This window comes from Alistipes finegoldii DSM 17242 (assembly GCF_000265365.1).
GTDB classification, from domain to species: domain Bacteria; phylum Bacteroidota; class Bacteroidia; order Bacteroidales; family Rikenellaceae; genus Alistipes; species Alistipes finegoldii.
Window position 1 is genome coordinate 806995 of record NC_018011.1, and the last position, 20498, is coordinate 827492.

Sequence of the window (20498 nt, forward strand, 5' to 3'; positions counted from 1 at the left end):
AGTCATAGAGAATCAAGTTATTTATAAGAAAATTCCGGTCTGACGAAATAGCAGACCGCAGTATGCCGCCCGTGGTCCTTGACGAGTTTCACGGGTTGGAGCGTGTTGTAGATGCGCCGCTCTGTAACGGGAACGTCGAGCGCCTTCCACTCCGTCCGGGGCAGGGCGACCTGCTCGTCCCGGTAGCCCCAGACGATGACCGACTTCGGATTGGGAGCCGCGAATACCGTTCCTTCGCAATCGGAGAGAAACCGTCGGAACTCCTCCTCCGTCCGGAACGAAATACAGTCGCCGCGGTAAAGGTTACCATGCAGGTTCTCCGTATCTTTGTAAAGGCTGATCTTGCGCCATTTCTCGGTGGAGAAATCACCGTAGAGCGGATCGCCTTCCCGGAATTCCCACAGCGGCACCTCGGCGCAGAACCGGACGACTCCGTTGCCGCAGGCGCCGCAATGGCCCCAAGCACAGAAATCCCCCGGCATAGCACCGGAAGGCTTCAGTTCTTGCGGCATCACGGCTGTAAAAGGCCCTCCGCTGACCGAGCAGCCGATACCGTCGGCTGTCGCCCACACGAAAGGCACGTAAGGGCACAGGCAGATCGAGCGCATTCCGTCTTCACGGACCGCCTCGATCAAGGCGTTGCCATGGAAGTCGCCGTGGCGCGTGGTATAGCGCACCCGGTCGCCGACCTGCGGGACAAGCGGGTTGCGGGTACGTTCGATATGACGCACCAAAGCATTGGCGGCATCTACGTCCTCTTGCGTCAGGCAATGTTCATGGTCGTAAAGCGTATTCATCGGCAGCAGTGTTTCGCGGCTGTACCGATCTTCGGTTTTATCTTGTTGCATATTGCTGATAATAAAAACGCCGCGACCTTTCGGCCGCAGCGCAGATTAAACGATTTGTTTATCAAGGTTTAGGCAGCTTCGGACGGAATCGCATCCGGGGTTTCCGGCTCCTGCTCTACAGCCAGCCGTTCGGAAATCATGCGTGCCGACCGGTTCACGTCCGTGAGGATGTCGAACAGGTAGGTCGGCTCTTTATGGAACTCCGCCAGCCAGTCCTTGATATAGGCAGCGCTCTCCTCGCGGGGCGTCGTGGCGAAGCCCAGCATCGCGCCGCACAGGGCCGCCGTAAGTTCGGCGACCAGTTCCTCCCGGATATAATCGGCATCGCCATAGCAAGCGCCAAAAGAACGGTTCAGACGCTCCGCATGCCCCGTGCTGTGCGTGACTTCGTGGAGAAGTGTCGTGTAGAATGCCGCGCCCTCCGGAAACTGCCGTTTTTCGGGACAGACGATCCGGTCGAGCGTCGGTGAATAAGAAGCCCTGTCACCGGATTTGAGCAGGATGGGACAGAGCCACGACTGCTCCATCAGCATCCGGTCCAGCGGCTCGCAAGCCAAACCGTCCGAGTAGTCTTTCGGCCCGGTCGGTGTCGTAAGCGAGGAATATCGCTCCGGATGCCGCTCCTGCATATCCGTCTGGTCGATGTTGAAGACCGGGTAATAGCGCATCACGGGCAGCACGTCGTATTGCCGCCGCTGCTCCTGCGGCAGGCGGTAGTATTCCGCCAGTTCGATCTTTTTGCGGGTCTCCTTATGGCGGATGTACAGTTTCCAGAAGAAGACCGGAAACGACCCGGAGCCTTTGAGGATATTCAACCCCTCTTCCTTGGCTTGTTTGAAGGTCATAAAGAGCGGCGTACGATAGCCAGCGATCTCCGAGAGGAACAGCAGCATCAGGATATTCCCGCCCCGGTAGGGCGTGCCGCGCAGATTGCGCGGAAGACCGTGCGCAAGGTCGGCGATCCACGGCTTGCGCCACTCCTCGGTGAGCGTCTCCATTTTCTTTATCATCAGCTCCGTCAACTGCGGAGCGATCTTTTCAATCAGATTCTTATTCATGGCTCTTATCTTTACGTTATTCTTCCTCCGGAGCGGTAGCTTGCCGCCAAAGACGGATCTTTTCGTCGTTCGTCCTGCCGTTCCACCACATGTCGCAGGCGTCGCGGAAAGCCTTGCGATCATCCTTCGGGCTGAAATTTTCCGGATTCAGTCCGGTGATAATTTCCCGGTCTTCTTCTGTCGTTCCGTCATTCCACCACGGCTCGACCGTATCGGACATCAATTCGCTCTCGCGTACCTGACGGGTGTGTTCTGCACAGTCGTCGCACCATAAGTCATCTTTGTCTTCCGCCATAGACTGTACTTCGTACGTGTTGCTGTCCACCCAGACTTGGCAGGATACCCGCAGCGAACCGCACGCCCCGCAGCGCCACGGATCGGCGGGCATCTCTACTGTCGGTTTTTCTGCAATAGGTGTCTGTTCCGGAATCTCTGAAATCTTATTCATAACAGTAGTAATGCAAAGACGGAGCAGGCATAACCTGCTCCGTCGGTTTGGACATTTAGTTCATGTTGTTACTATGCCGCCGTTTTCATCTCCTCAGGCATCCGGATATCGGGTTCGATATCCGGGTCCATAGGAATAATCAGCGGCTCCGGGGTGGGTTCTATAGCGGGCGTCTCGTCCGGCAGCAGCTCGGGCATCTCCGGTTCGGCATCCGGTGCCTCCTGCATCGAAACCGCCATCTCCTCGGCCTCGGCTTTTGCCTGCAAGGCGTCGATCTGTTCCTGAAGACGGGCTTTGCGACGCTCGTAGACTTTCAGATACTCCTGCTGCACCTTCTGGCTCTGCTCCGAGAAGTTCATATCCGCGAAGCGGCACATCATTCCCGTCAGAAGCGTTTCGTCCGTACAGCGGTACTCCGGAGCCGCCGAGCGGAAGTAGTCCACCAGATAAGCGCGAACCAGCGCCGCCTGTTGCTTGGCCGTGATACGACCCGCCGCAGCGAACTGCTCCCGGTCGGTCAGGCAAGAGCCCTCCTTAGGCCGGAAACCGCACTGGCGGAGTTTCGAGTCGCTCATTACGCGCTGCATCACGGCGTAGTAGAACATCTGCTGCTCCTCTTTCTGCAAGGGCTTGTTCGCAACTTTCACATCGAGGAAGACACGCTTCATATCGGTCGTGATATGCTCGTAGCAGATTTCCCGGTAACGACGCTCCTGTTGCAACAGCCCCTCCAGCGGCGAAGGCGGAACGACGGTGACGAAGACCTTATGCTCATCGTCCTGCCCCTCGTTTACCGTCATTTCCCGCTCCTCATCCTCGATCTCTTCGTAGCGGAACTCGATATCGAGGTTACCGATGACGGCGTACTTGCGCACGCGCCCTTCCGAGATGTCGAACTCCAACTGCTGTGTCTCTTCGGCGAATGCCGCCATTTCGGCTTCGTACTCCTCCTGAGCCTCGGAGAACTCCTCTTCCGATTCGAACTCTTCGGCCTGCGGAGCGTCGGGCATCTGAGGGCCTTTATCGTAGTGATAAACGCTGTATTCCAGCTCTTCGACGTGATAGCCCTCTTTCTCAAGAGCTTCGAGTACTGCGGCAGGCGTTTCGCCGTCCGTAGCCAGCGTCGTACGCGGATCGTCTTTGAGGAGTTTCACAGCCTTCTGTACCAAAAACTCGTTGTTCTTGCGGATCATGCACTCGCGGTTTTGACAGCCCGCGCAGCCACCCGCGCATTCGTCCTTGAACAACACCTGATTGGCCGTGTTGTGCTGGCAGGAAAGGCACTCCGTCTTATCGAAGTTGTAGCTTTCCAGCTTGGTCATATAACGCTCGTAGAGCCGCCGGGCGATCTCCTTGATCCGCGCGGTCTTCCACGAGCTGTAACACCCCTCGGCGAAATGATCGTCGTAGACCTCCTGCTGGATGTCGGCGGGATATTTGGCGATCTCCGTAGCGACGCCCACCGAAATCTCCTCCTTGTCGAGCATCCCGGCCAGGGCATCGATCAGCTCGCAGAGTTTCAGTCGCGAGCGGATGTAGGCTTCCGACTTGCCGAACTTGCCCACGAGACTCTCGATCGTATGCCGCCCCGACTGCAAGGCCCGCTTGTAGGCAGCGGCCTCCTCGCGCGGCCGTACGTCCTCGCGTTGCAGGTTCTCCGTGATGGCGGCATCCTCGGCCTCGGCGTCCGACAACTCCCGGATAAGGGCCGGGATGAATTTCAGGCCCGCCATTGCAGCCGCCCAATAGCGGCGCTCGCCGTAGACGATCTCGAAGCCCTCGTCCCTCGGACGCACGCAGATAGGTTGAAGAACGCCCGACTGTTTGATGCTCTCGGCAAGTTCCAGCAGCGTATCCTCGCGGAAATTCTTGCGGGGATTGTAGGTCGAATTGACGATCTTGTTCAGATCCAGCAGCCGGACATCCGTCTCGGGATGGGCTGCCGGTTGTTCGGCAGGACTGGTTTCTGCGACAGGATTCACAGCTCCGATATCCGTTGCCTGCGGTTCGGCGGGTTTCATGTCGGGACTCCCGGCTGCAACCGGGTCTTGCGCTTGCGCCGCAACGGCCTCGGAAACGGCCGGCGTCCGAACTGCGGTCTTGCCGCCCTTCTTCGATTTCGAATTTGCTTTTGCAGTCTGCATAACATGTAACAGTTTTTACCGTGTGTCTCACGTGTTTATCCGCTCGCACGAATTTTATTGTTTTTATCGCGCAAGCAATGAATAATATGTTATGAGGCTTTATATCCCGAACGGATCGGTTGCCTCGGGAAGATTCATAAGCCCGCGGCGCAGGTGCAGGGGCGGAAAAATACCGCAGCCCCGGCGAGGATGATTTTTCCGCCCCGGAGCCGGAGAGGGAGGCCCGGCCGACCGGCCCGGGATTATCTTTCCCGGGGCAACCGACAAGGAGATAATTTTTATGATTTCTCGGTATATATTCCGGGATATTAATAGCGTATCTGATTGAATAATGGCTTGATTAATGTAGAGTTTGCAATATAACCGTAAAAAAATTACGGCATAACAAAAATAATATATTATATTTGCAAAAATTCACCTATCATGATGCTTGCAAAGTTTTCAGTCAAAAACTATCGCGGTTTTTCCGAACGTATAGAGTGGGATTTAGCCACACCTAACAATTATGAATTCAACACCGAAGTTATCAAGGACGGCATCATTAAAAATGGGATCATCTATGGCCCTAATGGTTCTGGTAAAACAAACTTTGGGTTAGCACTCTTTGATATTGTAAACCATCTTGGTCAGAAATGGAGAAAATTGGATTACTACGCCAATTTTGTATATGTAGGAAAACTAAATGTCCCGGTGGAATTTGAATATGTATTCAAGGATGCTGACAGAATAATCAATTATTGCTACTCAAAAAATAATATCGGGCAGCTTTTGACGGAAAAACTATCCGTCGATAATATATTAGTATTCGAACGAACCGCTCGTACATTCAACATAGATACCAATGAATTTCCGATGGAGAATACGACCAAACGAAATTTGAAAGATAATGCCAACAACGTATCCATTATCAACTTTTTACTCACATCATATCCGTTGGCAAAAAATCATTACCTGCTAACAGTGTTGCAATTCGTTGATTCAATGCTATGGTTCCGGTGTCTCGACACACGAGAATTTATCGGATTGGATCTTGCACCAACCAATCTTGATGAATATATCATCCAGAATAATTTAGTAAAAGATTTCAGCGAGTTTTTACACCAAGTCAGTGACCAAAAGTATCAATTCGCGAATCCTCGACCTAATGACAAACTGCTCGTTTGTAAAATAGGCGGCAGAGATGTTATCTTTGATAAGATTATCTCAACAGGCACGAATGCACTGATGCTTCTGTATTTCTGGATACAAAAAATGAGAAGCGCATCATTTGTTTTCATAGACGAGTTCGATGCCTTTTACCATTTTAAATTGGCATTCGAGGTGTGCAAGAGGTTGTTTGCTCTGGACTGTCAGGTTTTCACCTCTTCGCATAATACTTATCTGATGACGAACGACCTGCTACGGCCGGATTGCAACTTCATCGTAAACAACAATAAAATCAAGCCTCTTAGCGCATGTACTCAAAAGGAACTTCGGTTTGGGCATAATATCGAAAAGTTATTCAGAGGTAATGCCTTTCAATTATGATTTTGTTTGTTTTTGAAGGAGCCCGAAGAGAGCCGATGCTTTTTGAGAGCATAAAATATCTGTTTTTTGAAAAGGAAACGGATACGATAGTTTATTCTTTTGGAAACAACATTTATAATCTTTACAAGCAGATTATGGAGTTGGGAACTGGAGACATTGTATCCTTATTACGGGAAATACACCGAGGCAATGAAGAAAACCCGTTCAAAGATATTGCCAGTTCCTCGGATTTCGCCGAAATTTACCTATTTTTCGACTATGACCTTCAACATAAATTCCTTTCTCTGGAAGAGATTAATAGTAGATTGAAGGATATGTTGGAATTATTCGACGACGAGACTTCAAACGGAAAACTTTACATAAACTATCCGATGATCGAATCGATCCGATATACGAAAGAACTTCCTGATAGAAACTATTATCAGTATACAGTCAAATGTGCCGAATGTCATGATTTTAAGCGATTATCTTGTGAATTTAGCCATTATGACAATTTGGATTATATCTTGATAGATCGCCATCGGACGCCTAAAATATGTTTGAATGCAAAAGATTGCTGGGAGCATCTGAAAACCATGAATGTATCGAAGGCTAATTATATATGTACAGGAGAAAATGTCATGCCTGCTGTAAAAAACGCCATAGCTCAAGATAAAATTTTTGAAGCACAACTTCAAAATTATATCAATAAGCCAGTGCCAAGCGTTGCAATATTAAATGCCTTTCCTTTATTTATATATGATTATTTCAAGGTATAATCGAGGGTGGGGCGGAAGCCAAAGAAATGCAAAACATTTCCGATAAGACATAATACGTTCAGATTTACGACCATTTTATAAAGAAAGGCGATAGATTATATTATCGTCTTTCTTTATTTCTACGCCCGTTCCACTACGACGATCTCCGCACGGCAATTCGTACGTGCGAACGGCTCCTGCATGGGTGTCCGGTGGCGGACGATAAAGTGCCGCATCGTCTCCTGCACGGATTTCGGACACGGCTTGTCGATAAAGCCGTACGGCAGAAGCAGCACGGCCCGATCGCCCGAGTGTTGCGTGCAGGAGAGCCATTGCAGGAAGGAGACACACTCCGCAATCTCGAACGGCGGATTTGCGATGACGTTCTCGCAGCGGAAATCGATCTCTCGAAACTGCATCCGCAGTGCGGCAGCTTCGGAATAAAAACGTGCATAAAGATCAACCAGTTCCGCATCGGTATCAAAGCCGAGGATCGCCGACGGGTGCACGCCTTCGAGGATCAGGGCGCGTGTAAGCTGCCCCGTGCCGCAGCAGGCGTCCACGACACGGCTATCATTGTCGAAATAACGCACGGCCAGCGCCGCCATCTGGCGGGCCGTACGGTCGGGTGTCAGGTATTGCGAGGCATAGACACCCTTGCGGCGCTGTCGTTCGCACATCGCGTCATAGGGCCAGTTATCGCCGCCGTAGAGGAACGGCAGTTCATTGTGTTGCTGCCAGTAGTCGAGCACCTCCGGCAGCGTGTCCGGCCAGTAAAAGCTACGCCGCAGGTAGTAGTTCAGAAGTGCCGGGCGTTTTGTGATTCTTTCAAAGATTTTCATACGATCAGGTTTTTACTCTTTATTCTTTCGCTGCGCCGCAATCCAATCGGGATCGCCGCGGCGGTAAGCGAGGAGCTGGGCGGCGTAATCGTGGGCTTCACGGGCATTCTGCGCCCGGTAGTGGAACATCCATTTTTGCCCGCATCGGGGACATTCCCAGACGACCATCGTGCCGGCAGGGGTTTCGGCAAGACCCAGCATACAGGGCACTACGTTGTAGTGCGGCGGTTCGAAACCACATTCATAACAGGTGTAGATACCGCGGTTATAGCGTCCCTGCGGCGGAACGCGCAGGGACAAAGGAATATCGATCATATAAGTATATGGTTTAGGTGTTCGTATCTTCGGGCGAAGCCGCGACTCCGTCGTCTTGGCAATAGTCGAATTTCATCAGCTTGGCGACACGGGCGTACTCCTCGTCGTAGTACGTGTCGTATTCTTTCTGAAACTCCTCCTTGTAATGGGTTCCGCCGTCGGGATCGTCGGGGTCATCGGCTTCGACGAATGTTTCGAAAGGTGCATCGTGTGCGCTCAGCAGCCGTCCGACGGCCAGATCGCAGGCAATTTCCATAATCGACGTGTTGATCGCCTCCTTATGGCTACGGTAATATTCGTGTAAATTCATGTTTTTGTATTTTAGCGTGTTTTTAGTTCGAAGAGCTGTATTCCTGCCGAGATTCCGCAGGGATATTTCGGAGGTGTTCGCAGATATTTATGTCCGCATAACCACCGTCCGGTAGAATTATTCCGGGCCACAGCCTGTTTCATGCGTCATATTCTTTCCAGAGTCGGATTTGTTCTTCCTCGGATTGTCCGTTCCACCACGCCTCGCAGGCGTCGGCAAGCACTTGGCACTTCGCTTCGGAAGGTTGTCCGTGATACAGGCTCCGTCTGCCGCCGAGTAAATCATAACCGTAGGATCTCCGTTATTGTTTTCTATATCCAGCGGATATTCCGTTCCGGGAATCTGATAGGCTGCATCTTCTTGGTAGGTCGGATCGTTCGACAGTTCGTCGAGTTGGCCGTCAGCACACAGCTCCTTGACCTTCCGGGCTGCCGTTTCGAGACTCGCGGTTTCAATACTGAAATACCGGCAATCTATGACAGTTATTTTTTGATTCCGATAAAATTCATAGCGTTTCATTACACGATTATTTGAGGTTAATACTTCGATACTTCCAGTCCCTTTTTCGTCATGCTCATCGAAAAGCCCGCCTCGTGGAGCTGTTTCAGTACCGAAGCATTGCTTTCGTGGATAAGAATCGGATAGACGTGGGAGTAGTTGTCGGCAATCGGTGTGTTGAACGACACCGTGATCCGGTTGTTCCGTGGAAGGTATAACAGACCTTCAGTTTGAATTTTCGTCGCATAGTGTTTAAGAGTTAGCGTTGTCGTTTTCAGACCATTCGTCGACTGTCGTCGCATCGTAGATGCCGTACCGGCGTATTTCGGCGTATGCCTGTCCTTCCCGGAGCAGGGGCTGCCGGGAGACGAACGTTCCGGAGAAGTTTGCCAAAGCCAGCGGAACGAGCCACTGGAAATCGCTGCCCCGACCGCCCATGACCTCGCACGAATGAAAATCGGCGGGAAGGGTTTCGGAATCGAGGCGACACATAGTGAAAAGAGCAGAGATGCCGTTGATCTCGGCCTCGCGGAAATCCCTGATATCCGCGAAAGGAATGGATGATTCGTATGCCATGATATGGAAATGACGCCGCCCGCTCGTTGCGGAGCAGGCGGCAGGTTATTAAAGAAAGATTCGGTGCCACGCTCCGCGCAGATAGACGTTACCTTCCACATAGAGCGTATATAAGTCCGCAGAGACAATCCGCAGGAACAGAGTCCTGTCGCCGCGCAGTTTCCCGATCTGACGCCGGAGCGCTTCGGCGGGAAAGGGTTTGCGCGAGATGAACCGTCCGCGGATCTCTGCCTCCGAGGGGATGTATTCGTACAAGCGGTAGTTGAGCGCCAGCCAGCGAAGGATTTTACGGCGGGTTTTCGCATCGTCCGTCCGCAGTGTGAAACGGTTGAAACAAAGATTGTTCATCGTAAATCGGAGTTAGTTCAGTGACAAGGCCTGACAGAAATAGTCCGTATAATCGAAGTCCAGTCCCAGCCCAGAACAGGCCGTTTCAAGATCGCCGTAGCACAGAGCCCCGGCATCCCGCAGTTCCCGCAGATTGCGAAGTTCCGCAGCCAGATATTCTTCGGCACGACGTTCGCCGCAGCGGCACGCAGTGCAGATATTTTCGATAATAATGTTTCGTTCCATAGTCGTTTAAGGTTTAGGTGTGAATTTATTGTCGGAGAGTGCAAGGAAATCGTCGAGCGTGCGGCACCGATAGTCCAAAGAGATCTTTTCGCTGTAATCCGTCTGCCGGATATCGAAAGTATAGGTCAGGCCGTTACGAATGATCTGGCCGTGACTTTTGTCATGAACCCAAACCACATCGGACAGAGCCTCCAACCGGTTGCGGTACCCGATTATTTTGCGTTCGTTCTCCGCATTGATCCGTTCGAGGTTCCGGAAACCCTGCGTGAGGTATTCCACCCAATCGTCAATCTTCTTTTTGGTGAAGACCCCGATACGATTCGGTTCGGATTGCTTGTCGAAGGCCTTGCCGTAGGAGTAGTTGTCCGCATACCGGAGGAACGTCCAATCGAATCGGAAGTCGTAATAAGGTTTCGGATAGAAGTATTGGCGGACGAGAAACAGGATGCCGTTTCTCCAGAAGCCGGTGCAGGCTTCCTCGAAATAGTTCTTCAGGCTGTCTGCGGCGTGTGTAACACGGTAGAACAAGGCTGCCTCCGGAACGAACTCCTGCACCGCTTCCAATACGGCCGATGCGCTTCGAATAGCCCGCTCTATGTTATCCTCGGCATTGGCGAGCAGCAGCTCGTCGAAGGTCGACTGATCGATCCACTTTCTCATCGCTGAGCAACCTGCCTGCGGCAGGATTCCGTTTCCCGCAGGTAATCGTTCAACGCAGGCACAAGGATCGTACACTCGGCATCGGGCTTTCCGAGAAAACATTTCACCTTTACCGATGCCTCCACGCCGTCCCGGGCGTAGGTCTTGAAGCGGTAGTCGTAACCCGCCACCGCAATCTCGAATTTTTGATGTTTCATCTTCGAAATGGATTTTGATTTGACATACGGCCGGCAGATCCCCGCTATGAAAGTGAGAAGCCGGCTTCGGGGCGGGATTATCAGCGACGGCACGGACAAGGCAAATTTTTGAGGGGCGATACGACCCGAAGGGTGGAGATCGTGCGAAAAAGCCGAAAAGGGCGTAAGCCCCTGACGCTATCTTGCCCCGCAGACGGCGTTCACAAAGGGATTTTTAATTATTATTCGTGCTGTCTCAAAACAAAAAGAGACTGCTGCGGATGCAGTCAGTCCCTTTCAGCACGAACGGATCAGCGCACCTCGAACTGCGGTATCCGGGAGAGGGTCTTCCGCAGCTTCCGGCGGTAGAAAAGTTCAGTAAGCGCAAGCAACTCGTAGGCATCGTACAGCATCTGTCCGTTGACGGTACGGGCGCGGATCATCCGCTTTTTGCGGCATTGTTCGAGCTGGTGACGGTCCAGACCCAGCACCTCGCAGACCTTGCGGGCCGAGAGGAACATCGGGCGGTCGCTGTGGCTCAACAGGTGTTCGAAAAGCAGTGTGGATTGTGTCAGCATGAAATGCGTGCGGAGCAGTTTCTCCAAAGCTCCGGACTCCACCAAATAATACTTGTCAGGCATAGGGTTATGAATTAAAGGTTCCTGATCCGGTTTTTAAGTTCTTTTCGCTGCCGGCACTCCGTGTCGATCCGCTCGACAAAACGGTTTATCTCGGCAGCGGAGAACATAAGACGGCGCCCGAAGTGGAAGCCGGTGAGCTGACCGCTGACGCAGTAACGGCGCAACTGACGGTCGCTGATCTTCAGCAGGTCGCAGACCTCGCTCACTTCAAGGACCGGGGTGCCGCAAAGCATATTCCGGTGCCGTTTCATATAGGCGATATCCTCGCGGATCTCGCGGACGATTTCCAAAATCTCATCGGATCGTTCCATAGTCGGATTGCAGTGGGTTTGCGCTGCAAAGATGCGACGTCCGAATGATGAATTCACATAAGGCAGATAAATACCTAATATGTTATTTTATTGCCGGGATTTATGCCTCTGCGGAGAATTTCGCGGCCAGTTTGTCCCGCAGCATCGTAACCTCACGGTCGATCATCGGCGGGGTGACTTTCGCATAGATTTGAGTGGTGGTGATATTTTTATGTCCCAGCATCTTCGAAAGCGTCTCCAGACTCACGCCGTTCGACAGGCAGATCGTCGTGGCGTACGTATGCCGGGCAAGGTGGAACGAGAGTTGTTTGTCAATGCCGCACTCCCGGGCGATGTTTTTCAGGCTGTCGTCGATCGAATCGAGTGTAGACATGGCAAAAACACGTCCGTCGCCGGTCAGACCCCGGTACTTGTTCAGGATGAACAACGCATACGGCAGAAGTTTGACAACGTATCTGGTTTCGGTCTTCTGGCGGTTGCCGCTGATCCACCACTCGCCCTGCGCATCCTGCTCGATCCGGTCATAGGTCAGCGAGGCCATATCCGCATAGCAGATGCCCGTAAAGCAGGAGAACAGGAACATATCGCGGTTATAGTCCTGACGCTTATACCGCAGCTCGGTAGTCATCATACGCCGGAGTTCATCTTCCGTTAAAAAACTACGTTCCGGATTCGGAGCCGTATATTGATAGAGGGAAAAGGGGTTGCGAGGCATCCAGCCGTTGTTGAACGCGATTTTGACAACGTATTTCAGGCATTTGAGATAACCGCTGACGGTCGTAGGCTTGAGCCCCAGATCGGATTTAAGGTAGACGTGGTATTGCTCGATGAACGACTGCTCCAATTCTGCCAAGGGCATATCGCTCACGTTATACTCCTTACGCATGAAAGTCCGCAGATGGTCGATGGATTTATAGTAGCGGTTCCATGTACCGTGGCAGCGGTCGATGCCGACACGTTTCTTGAGGTCGCCGGTGAATTTCTCGAACGCTTCGAGAAGCAGCCGGTATTTCTCGCCGAAGCCGAGATAGGCATTCTTGACCTTTTCGGCCGTAACGTATGACTCCCGGTCGCAGATATCCTGATAGTGCTTGCCGATCTGGGTGCGGATGTTGTCCAGATGACGGTTGATGCGATCCGCTTCGAGACTGCGGCCTTTGGCGCGGCCGCCGCTGACCTCCCAAAGCATCTCCGGAACGGAGAGCTTCGCGCTGAACTGCGCGATGCTGCCGTTGACCGTGATGCGACCCATGACAGGGACGACTTTCTGATCTTTGTCTTTGTTCCTTTTAAGGTAGAACAGAACCTTGAACGTGCTGCGCATAAACTCTGCTTTTTAGGGTTGCAAAAATAATTTCAGCAGAGTCGTATGTCAAGATGAATAACGATGCAAGAAACTGAAAATCACGTTTCTATGAATAATAGAGCGAAAGAAACGAGGTAACGATTTGGAAACCGAAACCTCGTTTAACATTACCTTATTCTACTTTTTCTCTAAAACAAAGGCACTGAAGAAAAGTGTATAATTATTTGATTATCTTTTGCTTTACACTTTTTTATACCTCTGTTTTTTATCCCCGGAAATTCTCTGGAATATCAAGGATTTTCCATCAGTCGGGGTGACTGGATTCGAACCAGCGACCACACGCCCCCCAGACAAGCATTCGCTATCGCTACGACCGACTCAACATATATCGACGGGTTTGTCTCGACTAAAAAATAATTCTCGGTTCATTTTTTTACCTCTTTATTTGCTTTTTAATACAGTTCGTTATATTTGCACAGAGACGTTTAATATTAGACCGTTATAACATACATAACCATCAAAATCGACGAGGTGACGCCTGAGATTCAGAAGACATTGGATTATCTGACGTCTTTGTCCGGCGTGACGATTTCCTCGACTCCGGGTACTTCGAGAAACTGTCAAATTGTTAGCGATTAATCATTTGACAGCTTTATTTTATCTGCCATGTCCGCAATTTGTCCGCGTTTTCCGCAATACTGTTTTTATATTCCGAAAGCGGTATTGAGGCGAATTCGAGAACTACACAAGAAACCCTTTGACAGAGGCTAAAAGTACAAGAAAGAACGGTAGCATCTTTCATGCTACCGCTTGATTTGTTCTCAGATAATTAAATCTGTTATTTTATCAGGCAATGATAAATCACTATGTTCATCCACATATTGCCTTATTTTATTGTTATATTTTTGTTTTATCTGCATGCTTTTTGGCATATTCGTAGTCTTCGTCCGTAAATACGAAGATATATTCCACACTCCTTTTTCCCTGCATTTTTTTTTCGAAAGCTGTTGCGGAACAGAAATTATGGTAGGTATCGCCATCCTCCGAGTGGTGAGTTATTGTGGTTCCATCGTCGAATTTAATCTGTGCATCAACTGGATTCGGTAAACCATATCCACCATCGATACTGTGCTTTGTTGTGAAAGTTGTGCCGCTTTTTAGCGCAACCGAGCCGGTTAAAAATTCGCTACTCGGTTTCTCTACAATTATTTCGATATCGTGCTGGCTGGCATTCTCAATGCGGATCTCCGTATTATATAGATAATCTGTGTCACAACTGAAAAGCATAGAGAAGAAGCCAAGCAGTAGCAAGGTAAAAATCGTTCTGTTAGTTTTCATAGACAGCGAATAATTGGTTGATTGTTTCCGGGGTTAAGTTATACAATTGCGCAGCATACTTATTTTTCGCTGCATAATCCAGCAGCAGTCGCTTGACATCAGCAAATGTCTTCGATCGGAAAACGATATCCTCTCCATTTGGCACTTTCCATAAGTACTCTGTTATTGGTATAATAAGCAGCATTTAAGGCTGCCGCCTTTTATCCGGCAGCAGCCTCGCAATGATAAATCACTTTATCAGGTCGGCAAGATTGTCGTCGGTGAAAACGTAAGTAAACCGGAAATAGTTTGTAGCCAATTTCTCTACCTGATAATTGCTCCTATTCCGAATCGCCTTATTCGGTTCTAATAGAATCGTTTTGGAATCATCTATTGTCATACGACACTCGATCTGCGGAAGATATTCGAAAGGAAACCCGATCGCATCCGGTGTAATGTCTTTCACTCCGTCCGACCAAAAATCAATGCAATAAGTTTGGGTCGGAGCCATTATAAACGTAGTAGTTTCAAGTATCGTCCAGGATATAATAGCTCCTTTTATTTCGATCTTGTGAGAAGATTCATTTCGATAGACCCATTCTCCATGATGCACATATTCGGTGTGAGAAGTATCGCAACCCGATAACAGCCAGCAAAACATTACAATGCTACCAAGACGCAAAGAGTTCATCCACATATTGCTTTGTATTATTGTTATACTTCCGTTTAATATTATCTCGCCATTTATTCCATGTATCGCAGCCTATGAGAGCGCTCTCGATTTGTGACATTGTATAACCTTCGACTTTGTCACCTTGCGCATAGGTCTTACCGTTATTTTGCCAGTCATCAATTTGTGAATCTACAAGATCAATGACTACATTTGTATAATTAGGCGTCCCTTGCGGTCGTCCTCTGTATTTGGAATAGACCATTCTTGTTAAATACCATTGTACTCCTGTTGCCCAACTCTCGACCATCTTATCTTCAGCATCATGATAATCCCGATAACGATTCGTGCCAGGCTCCTTAACAATCATTCTCCAGTGAGCAGCATGTGCTAACTCATGTATTGTAGTTGCATAAATAGCATCCGTTGTGTTTTGTGGATTATATAATTTGATTGCACTACCCAAACCTAAAAATCGTCTGGCGGACTTAAAATTACCATTGCTGCTGTTATTTTGTTGATTGATGGCTTTTAATCTCATTTTAGTTCGCCAGAAACTATTTTGAGGCGGTCTGCGTAAACCGCCAATATCTTTGTAATAATAATGGTAGGCTGCACGAAAAACTGTTGCTCCAAAAAATTCTGATTGTGATTTTGAGCGTGCAAAATGATAATCCCAATTTCCCTTCCTTTTAGGCCCATCATAGAAAACACGAACTCCGTCGCCATTTACTTGAAATTCATACCGATCAAGTCCGAAAGAGTAATTTGCAGGCCGCTTAAAACGTCCATTACAACTATAATATCCGTCTGCATTGACAAAGCCTGTATGGGTTGTAAACCATCTACGGGCTTTGACTTTTACTCCTTCAACACCTATCGTTTTCCCAAGTACTTCATCATAATAGCTAATTCTGCCCGCCGGCCTCCATTTACTGCGGCCTCGTGTTTGCGGCCCGGATTCATAGTCTTCGTTATCGTTTCCTGTCAAACGCAAAGATTCTTCGACCAGCGCATCAGCCAATGCTTCATTCCATTTTGTACCGGAACGGGTCATAATCCCGTCATCGTCTTCATCCTTGTCTTCATCGGGAATAAACAAGTCGGAAAGAATTTCATAATCAACGCCTATGGTACTCACCGCAGGCCATTTTGCGACTTCGATGGAGGCGTATTGATAAGTGGGCAAGCTATCCGGAATTGTAGGATCATGGTAATAGCTGCCATATTCCTCGATTTCATAATCCAGTGGAATATCATACCAGATAATCGTAGAATCCTGCAGGATTAAATCCAATTCCTCGGATGAGCGGGGATGAAACTTCACGTAATAATGCGTAGGCTGAATATCCATGTCTGTAATTCCGGCTCTGGTTTTCGGTGAGAGGTTTGCCAGAGCTTTACGCATATTCCCCACTGAATAGGGATTTTCAAGTTGCTGCCCCAGTACAGTCATTCCATCAGTAATAATTTGAGATGAAGTCGGGGGTAACTCAGACGGCAAACTAACAAAATCTTTCTGGCAGCTAAACAGAAGCCCACAACACAAAAAAAGTAAGGTCTGTTTCATAAAGCTTAAATTTAGTTAATAATATATTTTATCCACTTATTATGGTAATTTCCTAAGAGCGAATATATATAAAAAAACGACATTCGAGAATATATTAGAGACATATTGAACATAAAAATATTTGCATTTTACGCATTTTAATTCTAAAACATCTTGAATTCTCCAAATCAGAGTGTCCGATTTTATTACGCATCATCATAAAATTGACCTAGGAATTTTAATTCATATCAGATACTAATTAAATATGACATTTTGAACAACAACGCACTCTATTGTAATACTTCATACTCATTAAAAGCATGAAATGGAGTCATAAACACAAACTCAAGTAAGAATTACAATACTACTTTTCAATATAAGCCGGTCGGATTTGAGGTTTTATATGCTCAAATCTGACTGACTTATACATATTTTGCTGATTGAAGAATATCGTCGTGACAAGCAGCGTCGAAGGGTGTTTCACCATCGACGGGGCCGGGGAACACAACGTCGAGGACGAAACCGTAACGCTCGCACTCGTAAACGAAGATCTCTTCAACTTCGAGGTCGCAGGATGGTACGACACCTCCGGGCAGCTTTTGTCCGGCGAGGCGACCTATGCGCTCACACTCGCGCGCGACTGCATCACCGGCATCGAGGTCAGGCTCAAGCCCCGGACTGTGACCATAACCCGGCAGGGAATCGCCCGGATAGAATTTCAGTATCTCGTCATGGAAGGCGGACGTCCCGTACCGAAGGTAGCCTACGATTACCGCACGCAGTATTCGGCCGACTACAAGGCTTCCGAGCCGATAAAGTTCTATTATGAGGAATACCGACTCGATAGGTCGAAGATCCCGCCCGTCGGACAGCGATCGACAGCAATGCCGACGATCACCAAAGGAGCGAGAAACTCGACCTACCTCTGGCGCTGCGACGAAAAATTCTCCGTCTCGATACACCCCGGCGACAATCCGGGTTTCAAATTCCACTATAACGACAGATACATAGAGTCGCAAACGACGAAATACTACCTGCCTTCAGACATAACAATGACCAGATAACCACAGATCGGCGTAGTTCAAAAAAAACAGAACGACGCATTCAGTCCATGACAGGGACGTGACTATGGGATTGTGCGGAACGGATGCGCAATGCGGGTGAAAGGCTCGCCGCCGATTAATTTATAACAGCAACACTATGGAACATTTTGCAAATATCGTCTTAACCTCGCTCCTGCTAACAGAATACAAGCAATATTTAGACATTGCACAAATGTTATTTATATAACATTTTAAAGGTAGCGGGCTGTTTTTTGCGGCTCCACACAAGAAATAAGTTGAAGGCTTACCTAAAACTATTTTTACACGAGAATACTTTCGCGGCAAGAATTTCGTTATATTTGCAAAAGACAATTTAATCTACAACAACTATGACGCACATTATGATCGAGGATAGTAGCCCTGAAGCGAAAAAACTGCTGGCTTACGTTCGCACATTGCCGTATGTAACGGTCATAGATGCAAAGAAAAAGGGATTCGCCGAAGAGGCTGCGGCTTGTAATGCCGTTCCGGTAAGTGTTTTCACGCAAAAATTACACAGCCAAATTGACGAATACTTCGACAAGAATGCGTAAGGTTGCAATTTCGGAAACGGTTTTGGATAAAGTTTCTGAGCTAAGAGCATTTCTCACCGACGAGTTAAAATTGTCGCGCGAGGCAGCACATAGCCGGACTGCAAGGATCGACGCTTTTCTCGTGTCTTTAGCCGGAGCAGCCAATTATCCCTTGTGCCGCTTCAAAAAATGGCACCGGCTCGGATATCGGTGTGCAGTATTCGAGAAAGATTGGGTTTTCGCCTACGAAGTATTTGACGAAGGCATCATCATTCAGGACATGTGTCATACCGCCTTCCTGAAAGAATAAATCATCGACAAAACGCAGAACCAGCTCAACAAAATAAAACGGTAGTCCCCGGAAACAGTACGCTTCCGGGGACTACCGTTTTATTTAAATACTTGTAAATATTCCTATTGGACTTTTGCACAGCGAACCTGACATGCCCAACTCCTCTTTGTATCAATATTCCATATAGTTTCGGTTCGATCTGTCAATTCCCATCGTTCCCCCATTCCTTGAGTAGCTCCGGGATGGCTTACCCAAAGAGGACTATTTGTTGCATATCTTCTTATCTCACCAGACCACCAGATAGCACGAGCACCTTGAGTATACCAAGCCCCAACAGTATCACCTTCGTATTTCGGACAATGCCAACCATATATCCAACTGCCAATTACCAACAAATCGTGCAATGAATTAGGCTTAATAAAACCAGTCCAAGTTTTATTATTCGGAACCCGATAACCTTCGGGACAAGGATCATATACGCTCTTTTCGCCAGACCAACCATAAGTTGTCAACTCTCTACCGTTGGGATCTCCCCATAGAGCATCATCATTACCAAACCAATCGTCCGCTTCAATAAATTGTGTGGGATTTTTTATCGCATCTTCGAAAGTGACGGCATCTTTCTGCATTCCCCTGAATGTACTGAAGAAAAGGCCAGTTTTCCCATCACCATACCTGTAGTCGTTGTTTGGCCACAAGGGGTCTTTACGGCCCCATTGGTATATCGCGCCACCATATCCCACAGATGCCGCGTTATCACTTCTAGCACCTAAATTGCAGTGCATAATCTGGAATTTTTCACCTGAAGCATTTGTATATTCTTCATCCTTGATAGTACTTTGAGGATGCCAGATATGCCAACTCCAAAGAATTTCACCACTAACATCCACAATGGCCACCCCAATATTTCCCCCGGTGTTAGGATACCATTCATCAACCCTTACGGTCAATTTATTATTATCGAGTGTCAATACAGGGTCAGATTTTGCATCAGAATAAAGAAGCTTTGCCGATATGCCTTTATACTCGTCCCCGGCATAAATCCCTGTATAGGCATAATTTAATTCTTTAGATGTTCTATAAGGGGTGACGTCAAATGTCACCGGAGTATCAATATATACGATACAATTTGCTGTCCCATAATACAATCCGTCATACACCCTGACCCGATTGTCAATTTCATTTTCCCCTTTGATAACAAGGTTCATCGTATGCTTCGTATTTCTCCGCACATCGAAGTTCGAAGTACTGTTTTCACCGAGATAGACAGTATACTCCAATACCTTATCCGCACCTTCAGCCACAATACGCATATACGTCGCACACACGGGAGCATTCTCTGGCGATTTGTCTCTGGGATCTGTTATACTCTCCACCTCACCCTGACAATTCTCAAGCATATAAAACACCTCGGAATATGTCTTATCATTGTCGATATTGACTACATCGGCGTCGTAGTATTCCCCCTTATCAGTCGAAGAGGGATTCGCTCCGAACAACACTGTTGAACGCGGCACATTACAGAATTGAACTGAACGCAACTTAATATTTTCCGACACTGCGGCATCGACGGAGATCGTGTAGGCGATCTTTGCCGCGGCCCGAGTCACCTCCAGCGTTGGAAGCGTCATGGCCCCAAGAATACTGACATTCATACTTGCCGTCATGGGAATATCATCGACCATGCCGTCAACAGAATATTTATATCGTATAAGTTCTGATTCTGTCATTCCTCCCATATCCTTGTGAACATTCGTCACAACGCAAAGGGTATAGGTTCCGGGGAGGATTTCGAATACGAACGACGGGGCGTATTCCGGATAGTAAAAGTGGTAATTGATATTATTGCCGAAAAAATAGATATTAATGTCATTAATCGCATCTTCATCGATGGCACGGGTATCCATTTGTTCAGATTTAAGTTTCAGCTCTACCTGAACAGGAGTGTCTTCCGTTGCAGGCGGTGTGGGGGAAGCCGGAAGATCTCCCTCGGTACATGATGCAAGCATCACGGCTGCACTTACAGAGGCCGTAAGCATCAGTTTCAGCATCTTTTTCATAATAGTGGAAATGAGTTTTTACGCA

At 48.5% G+C, this 20498-nt stretch carries 25 protein-coding genes; 5 read left to right on the forward strand and 20 right to left on the reverse strand.

Features of this window, described 5'->3' with window-relative positions:
* Nucleotides 1–17 precede the first annotated feature (17 nt).
* The 4 genes from ALFI_RS03560 to ALFI_RS03575 form a co-directional block, all read right to left on the reverse strand.
* Complete coding sequence (locus tag ALFI_RS03560; protein WP_014774790.1) at nt 18–848, reverse strand: DUF4121 family protein; 831 nt, start codon at nt 846–848, stop codon at nt 18–20.
* Nucleotides 849–916: 68 nt separating this feature from the next.
* Nucleotides 917–1906 (reverse strand): ArdC family protein, encoded by a 990-nt coding sequence (locus ALFI_RS03565; protein ID WP_014774791.1) that lies wholly within the window; start codon nt 1904–1906, stop codon nt 917–919.
* Nucleotides 1907–1922: 16 nt separating this feature from the next.
* Nucleotides 1923–2354: a hypothetical protein gene (locus tag ALFI_RS03570; protein ID WP_015545965.1), complete on the reverse strand. Its 432-nt coding sequence runs from the start codon at nt 2352–2354 to the stop codon at nt 1923–1925.
* A gap of 71 nt (nt 2355–2425) precedes the next feature.
* Complete coding sequence (locus ALFI_RS03575; RefSeq protein WP_014774793.1) at nt 2426–4498, reverse strand: ParB/RepB/Spo0J family partition protein; 2073 nt, start codon at nt 4496–4498, stop codon at nt 2426–2428.
* Between the two features lie 423 nt (nt 4499–4921).
* Between ALFI_RS03575 and ALFI_RS03580 the strand changes: the two genes are divergently transcribed.
* Together ALFI_RS03580 and ALFI_RS03585 are read left to right on the forward strand one after the other, a co-directional pair.
* A complete protein-coding gene (locus ALFI_RS03580) occupies nt 4922–6025 on the forward strand; it encodes an AAA family ATPase (RefSeq protein ID WP_014774794.1) in 1104 nt (367 codons plus the stop codon).
* Nucleotides 6022–6783 carry a hypothetical protein gene (locus tag ALFI_RS03585; protein ID WP_014774795.1) on the forward strand — a complete coding sequence of 254 codons (762 nt, stop codon included), beginning with the start codon at nt 6022–6024 and terminating at the stop codon, nt 6781–6783. The genes ALFI_RS03580 and ALFI_RS03585 overlap by 4 nt, the downstream gene beginning before the upstream one ends.
* A 119-nt stretch (nt 6784–6902) precedes the next feature.
* On the opposite strand, the gene ALFI_RS17330 is transcribed toward ALFI_RS03585, so the two are convergent.
* From ALFI_RS17330 to ALFI_RS16855, 15 genes are all read right to left on the reverse strand, one after another.
* Entirely contained in the window at nt 6903–7604 is a 702-nt protein-coding gene (locus ALFI_RS17330) for a hypothetical protein (RefSeq protein WP_014774796.1), read from the reverse strand.
* Nucleotides 7605–7616: 12 nt separating this feature from the next.
* A complete protein-coding gene (locus ALFI_RS17335; RefSeq protein ID WP_014774797.1) occupies nt 7617–7919 on the reverse strand; it encodes a hypothetical protein in 303 nt (100 codons plus the stop codon).
* A gap of 13 nt (nt 7920–7932) precedes the next feature.
* The gene (locus ALFI_RS03600; RefSeq protein WP_014774798.1) at nt 7933–8229 is read right to left on the reverse strand and encodes a hypothetical protein; all 297 of its coding nucleotides are present in this window, start codon (nt 8227–8229) and stop codon (nt 7933–7935) included.
* A 117-nt stretch (nt 8230–8346) separates the two neighbouring features.
* Nucleotides 8347–8748, reverse strand: coding sequence for a hypothetical protein (locus tag ALFI_RS03605; RefSeq protein WP_014774799.1), 402 nt, complete (start codon nt 8746–8748; stop codon nt 8347–8349).
* Between the two features lie 17 nt (nt 8749–8765).
* On the reverse strand, nt 8766–8915 hold the full coding sequence (locus ALFI_RS03610; RefSeq protein ID WP_014774800.1) for a hypothetical protein: 150 nt from the start codon (nt 8913–8915) through the stop codon (nt 8766–8768).
* 64 nt (nt 8916–8979) lie between these two features.
* Nucleotides 8980–9303, reverse strand: coding sequence for an LPD28 domain-containing protein (locus tag ALFI_RS03615; protein ID WP_014774801.1), 324 nt, complete (start codon nt 9301–9303; stop codon nt 8980–8982).
* 48 nt (nt 9304–9351) lie between these two features.
* On the reverse strand, nt 9352–9651 hold the full coding sequence (locus ALFI_RS03620; RefSeq protein WP_014774802.1) for a hypothetical protein: 300 nt from the start codon (nt 9649–9651) through the stop codon (nt 9352–9354).
* A 12-nt stretch (nt 9652–9663) separates the two neighbouring features.
* Complete coding sequence (locus tag ALFI_RS03625; protein ID WP_014774803.1) at nt 9664–9876, reverse strand: hypothetical protein; 213 nt, start codon at nt 9874–9876, stop codon at nt 9664–9666.
* 6 nt (nt 9877–9882) lie between these two features.
* Complete coding sequence (locus ALFI_RS03630) at nt 9883–10536, reverse strand: hypothetical protein (RefSeq protein WP_014774804.1); 654 nt, start codon at nt 10534–10536, stop codon at nt 9883–9885.
* Nucleotides 10533–10733 (reverse strand): hypothetical protein, encoded by a 201-nt coding sequence (locus tag ALFI_RS03635; RefSeq protein ID WP_014774805.1) that lies wholly within the window; start codon nt 10731–10733, stop codon nt 10533–10535. Before ALFI_RS03635 ends, ALFI_RS03630 begins: the two co-directional genes overlap by 4 nt.
* Nucleotides 10734–11023: 290 nt before the next feature.
* Nucleotides 11024–11353 (reverse strand): hypothetical protein, encoded by a 330-nt coding sequence (locus ALFI_RS03640; RefSeq protein ID WP_014774806.1) that lies wholly within the window; start codon nt 11351–11353, stop codon nt 11024–11026.
* An 11-nt stretch (nt 11354–11364) separates the two neighbouring features.
* Nucleotides 11365–11664 carry a helix-turn-helix domain-containing protein gene (locus tag ALFI_RS03645; RefSeq protein WP_014774807.1) on the reverse strand — a complete coding sequence of 100 codons (300 nt, stop codon included), beginning with the start codon at nt 11662–11664 and terminating at the stop codon, nt 11365–11367.
* 100 nt (nt 11665–11764) lie between these two features.
* Entirely contained in the window at nt 11765–12988 is a 1224-nt protein-coding gene (locus ALFI_RS03650; RefSeq protein ID WP_014774808.1) for a site-specific integrase, read from the reverse strand.
* Nucleotides 12989–13867: 879 nt separating this feature from the next.
* The gene (locus ALFI_RS03655; RefSeq protein WP_042493213.1) at nt 13868–14308 is read right to left on the reverse strand and encodes a hypothetical protein; all 441 of its coding nucleotides are present in this window, start codon (nt 14306–14308) and stop codon (nt 13868–13870) included.
* A gap of 647 nt (nt 14309–14955) precedes the next feature.
* Entirely contained in the window at nt 14956–16527 is a 1572-nt protein-coding gene (locus ALFI_RS16855; RefSeq protein WP_014774811.1) for a hypothetical protein, read from the reverse strand.
* Nucleotides 16528–16946: 419 nt separating this feature from the next.
* Here ALFI_RS16855 and ALFI_RS03680 point away from each other — a divergent pair, with 419 nt between their 5' ends.
* The 3 genes from ALFI_RS03680 (at nt 16947) to ALFI_RS03690 (ending at nt 18431) form a co-directional block, all read left to right on the forward strand.
* Complete coding sequence (locus ALFI_RS03680; RefSeq protein WP_244265002.1) at nt 16947–17570, forward strand: hypothetical protein; 624 nt, start codon at nt 16947–16949, stop codon at nt 17568–17570.
* A 368-nt stretch (nt 17571–17938) separates the two neighbouring features.
* The gene (locus tag ALFI_RS03685) at nt 17939–18142 is read left to right on the forward strand and encodes a hypothetical protein (RefSeq protein WP_042493219.1); all 204 of its coding nucleotides are present in this window, start codon (nt 17939–17941) and stop codon (nt 18140–18142) included.
* On the forward strand, nt 18135–18431 hold the full coding sequence (locus ALFI_RS03690; protein WP_014774814.1) for a hypothetical protein: 297 nt from the start codon (nt 18135–18137) through the stop codon (nt 18429–18431). Before ALFI_RS03685 ends, ALFI_RS03690 begins: the two co-directional genes overlap by 8 nt.
* Nucleotides 18432–18535: 104 nt before the next feature.
* On the opposite strand, the gene ALFI_RS03695 is transcribed toward ALFI_RS03690, so the two are convergent.
* The gene (locus ALFI_RS03695) at nt 18536–20473 is read right to left on the reverse strand and encodes a DUF4906 domain-containing protein (protein WP_014774815.1); all 1938 of its coding nucleotides are present in this window, start codon (nt 20471–20473) and stop codon (nt 18536–18538) included.
* Between the last annotated feature and the right edge of the window lie 25 nt (nt 20474–20498).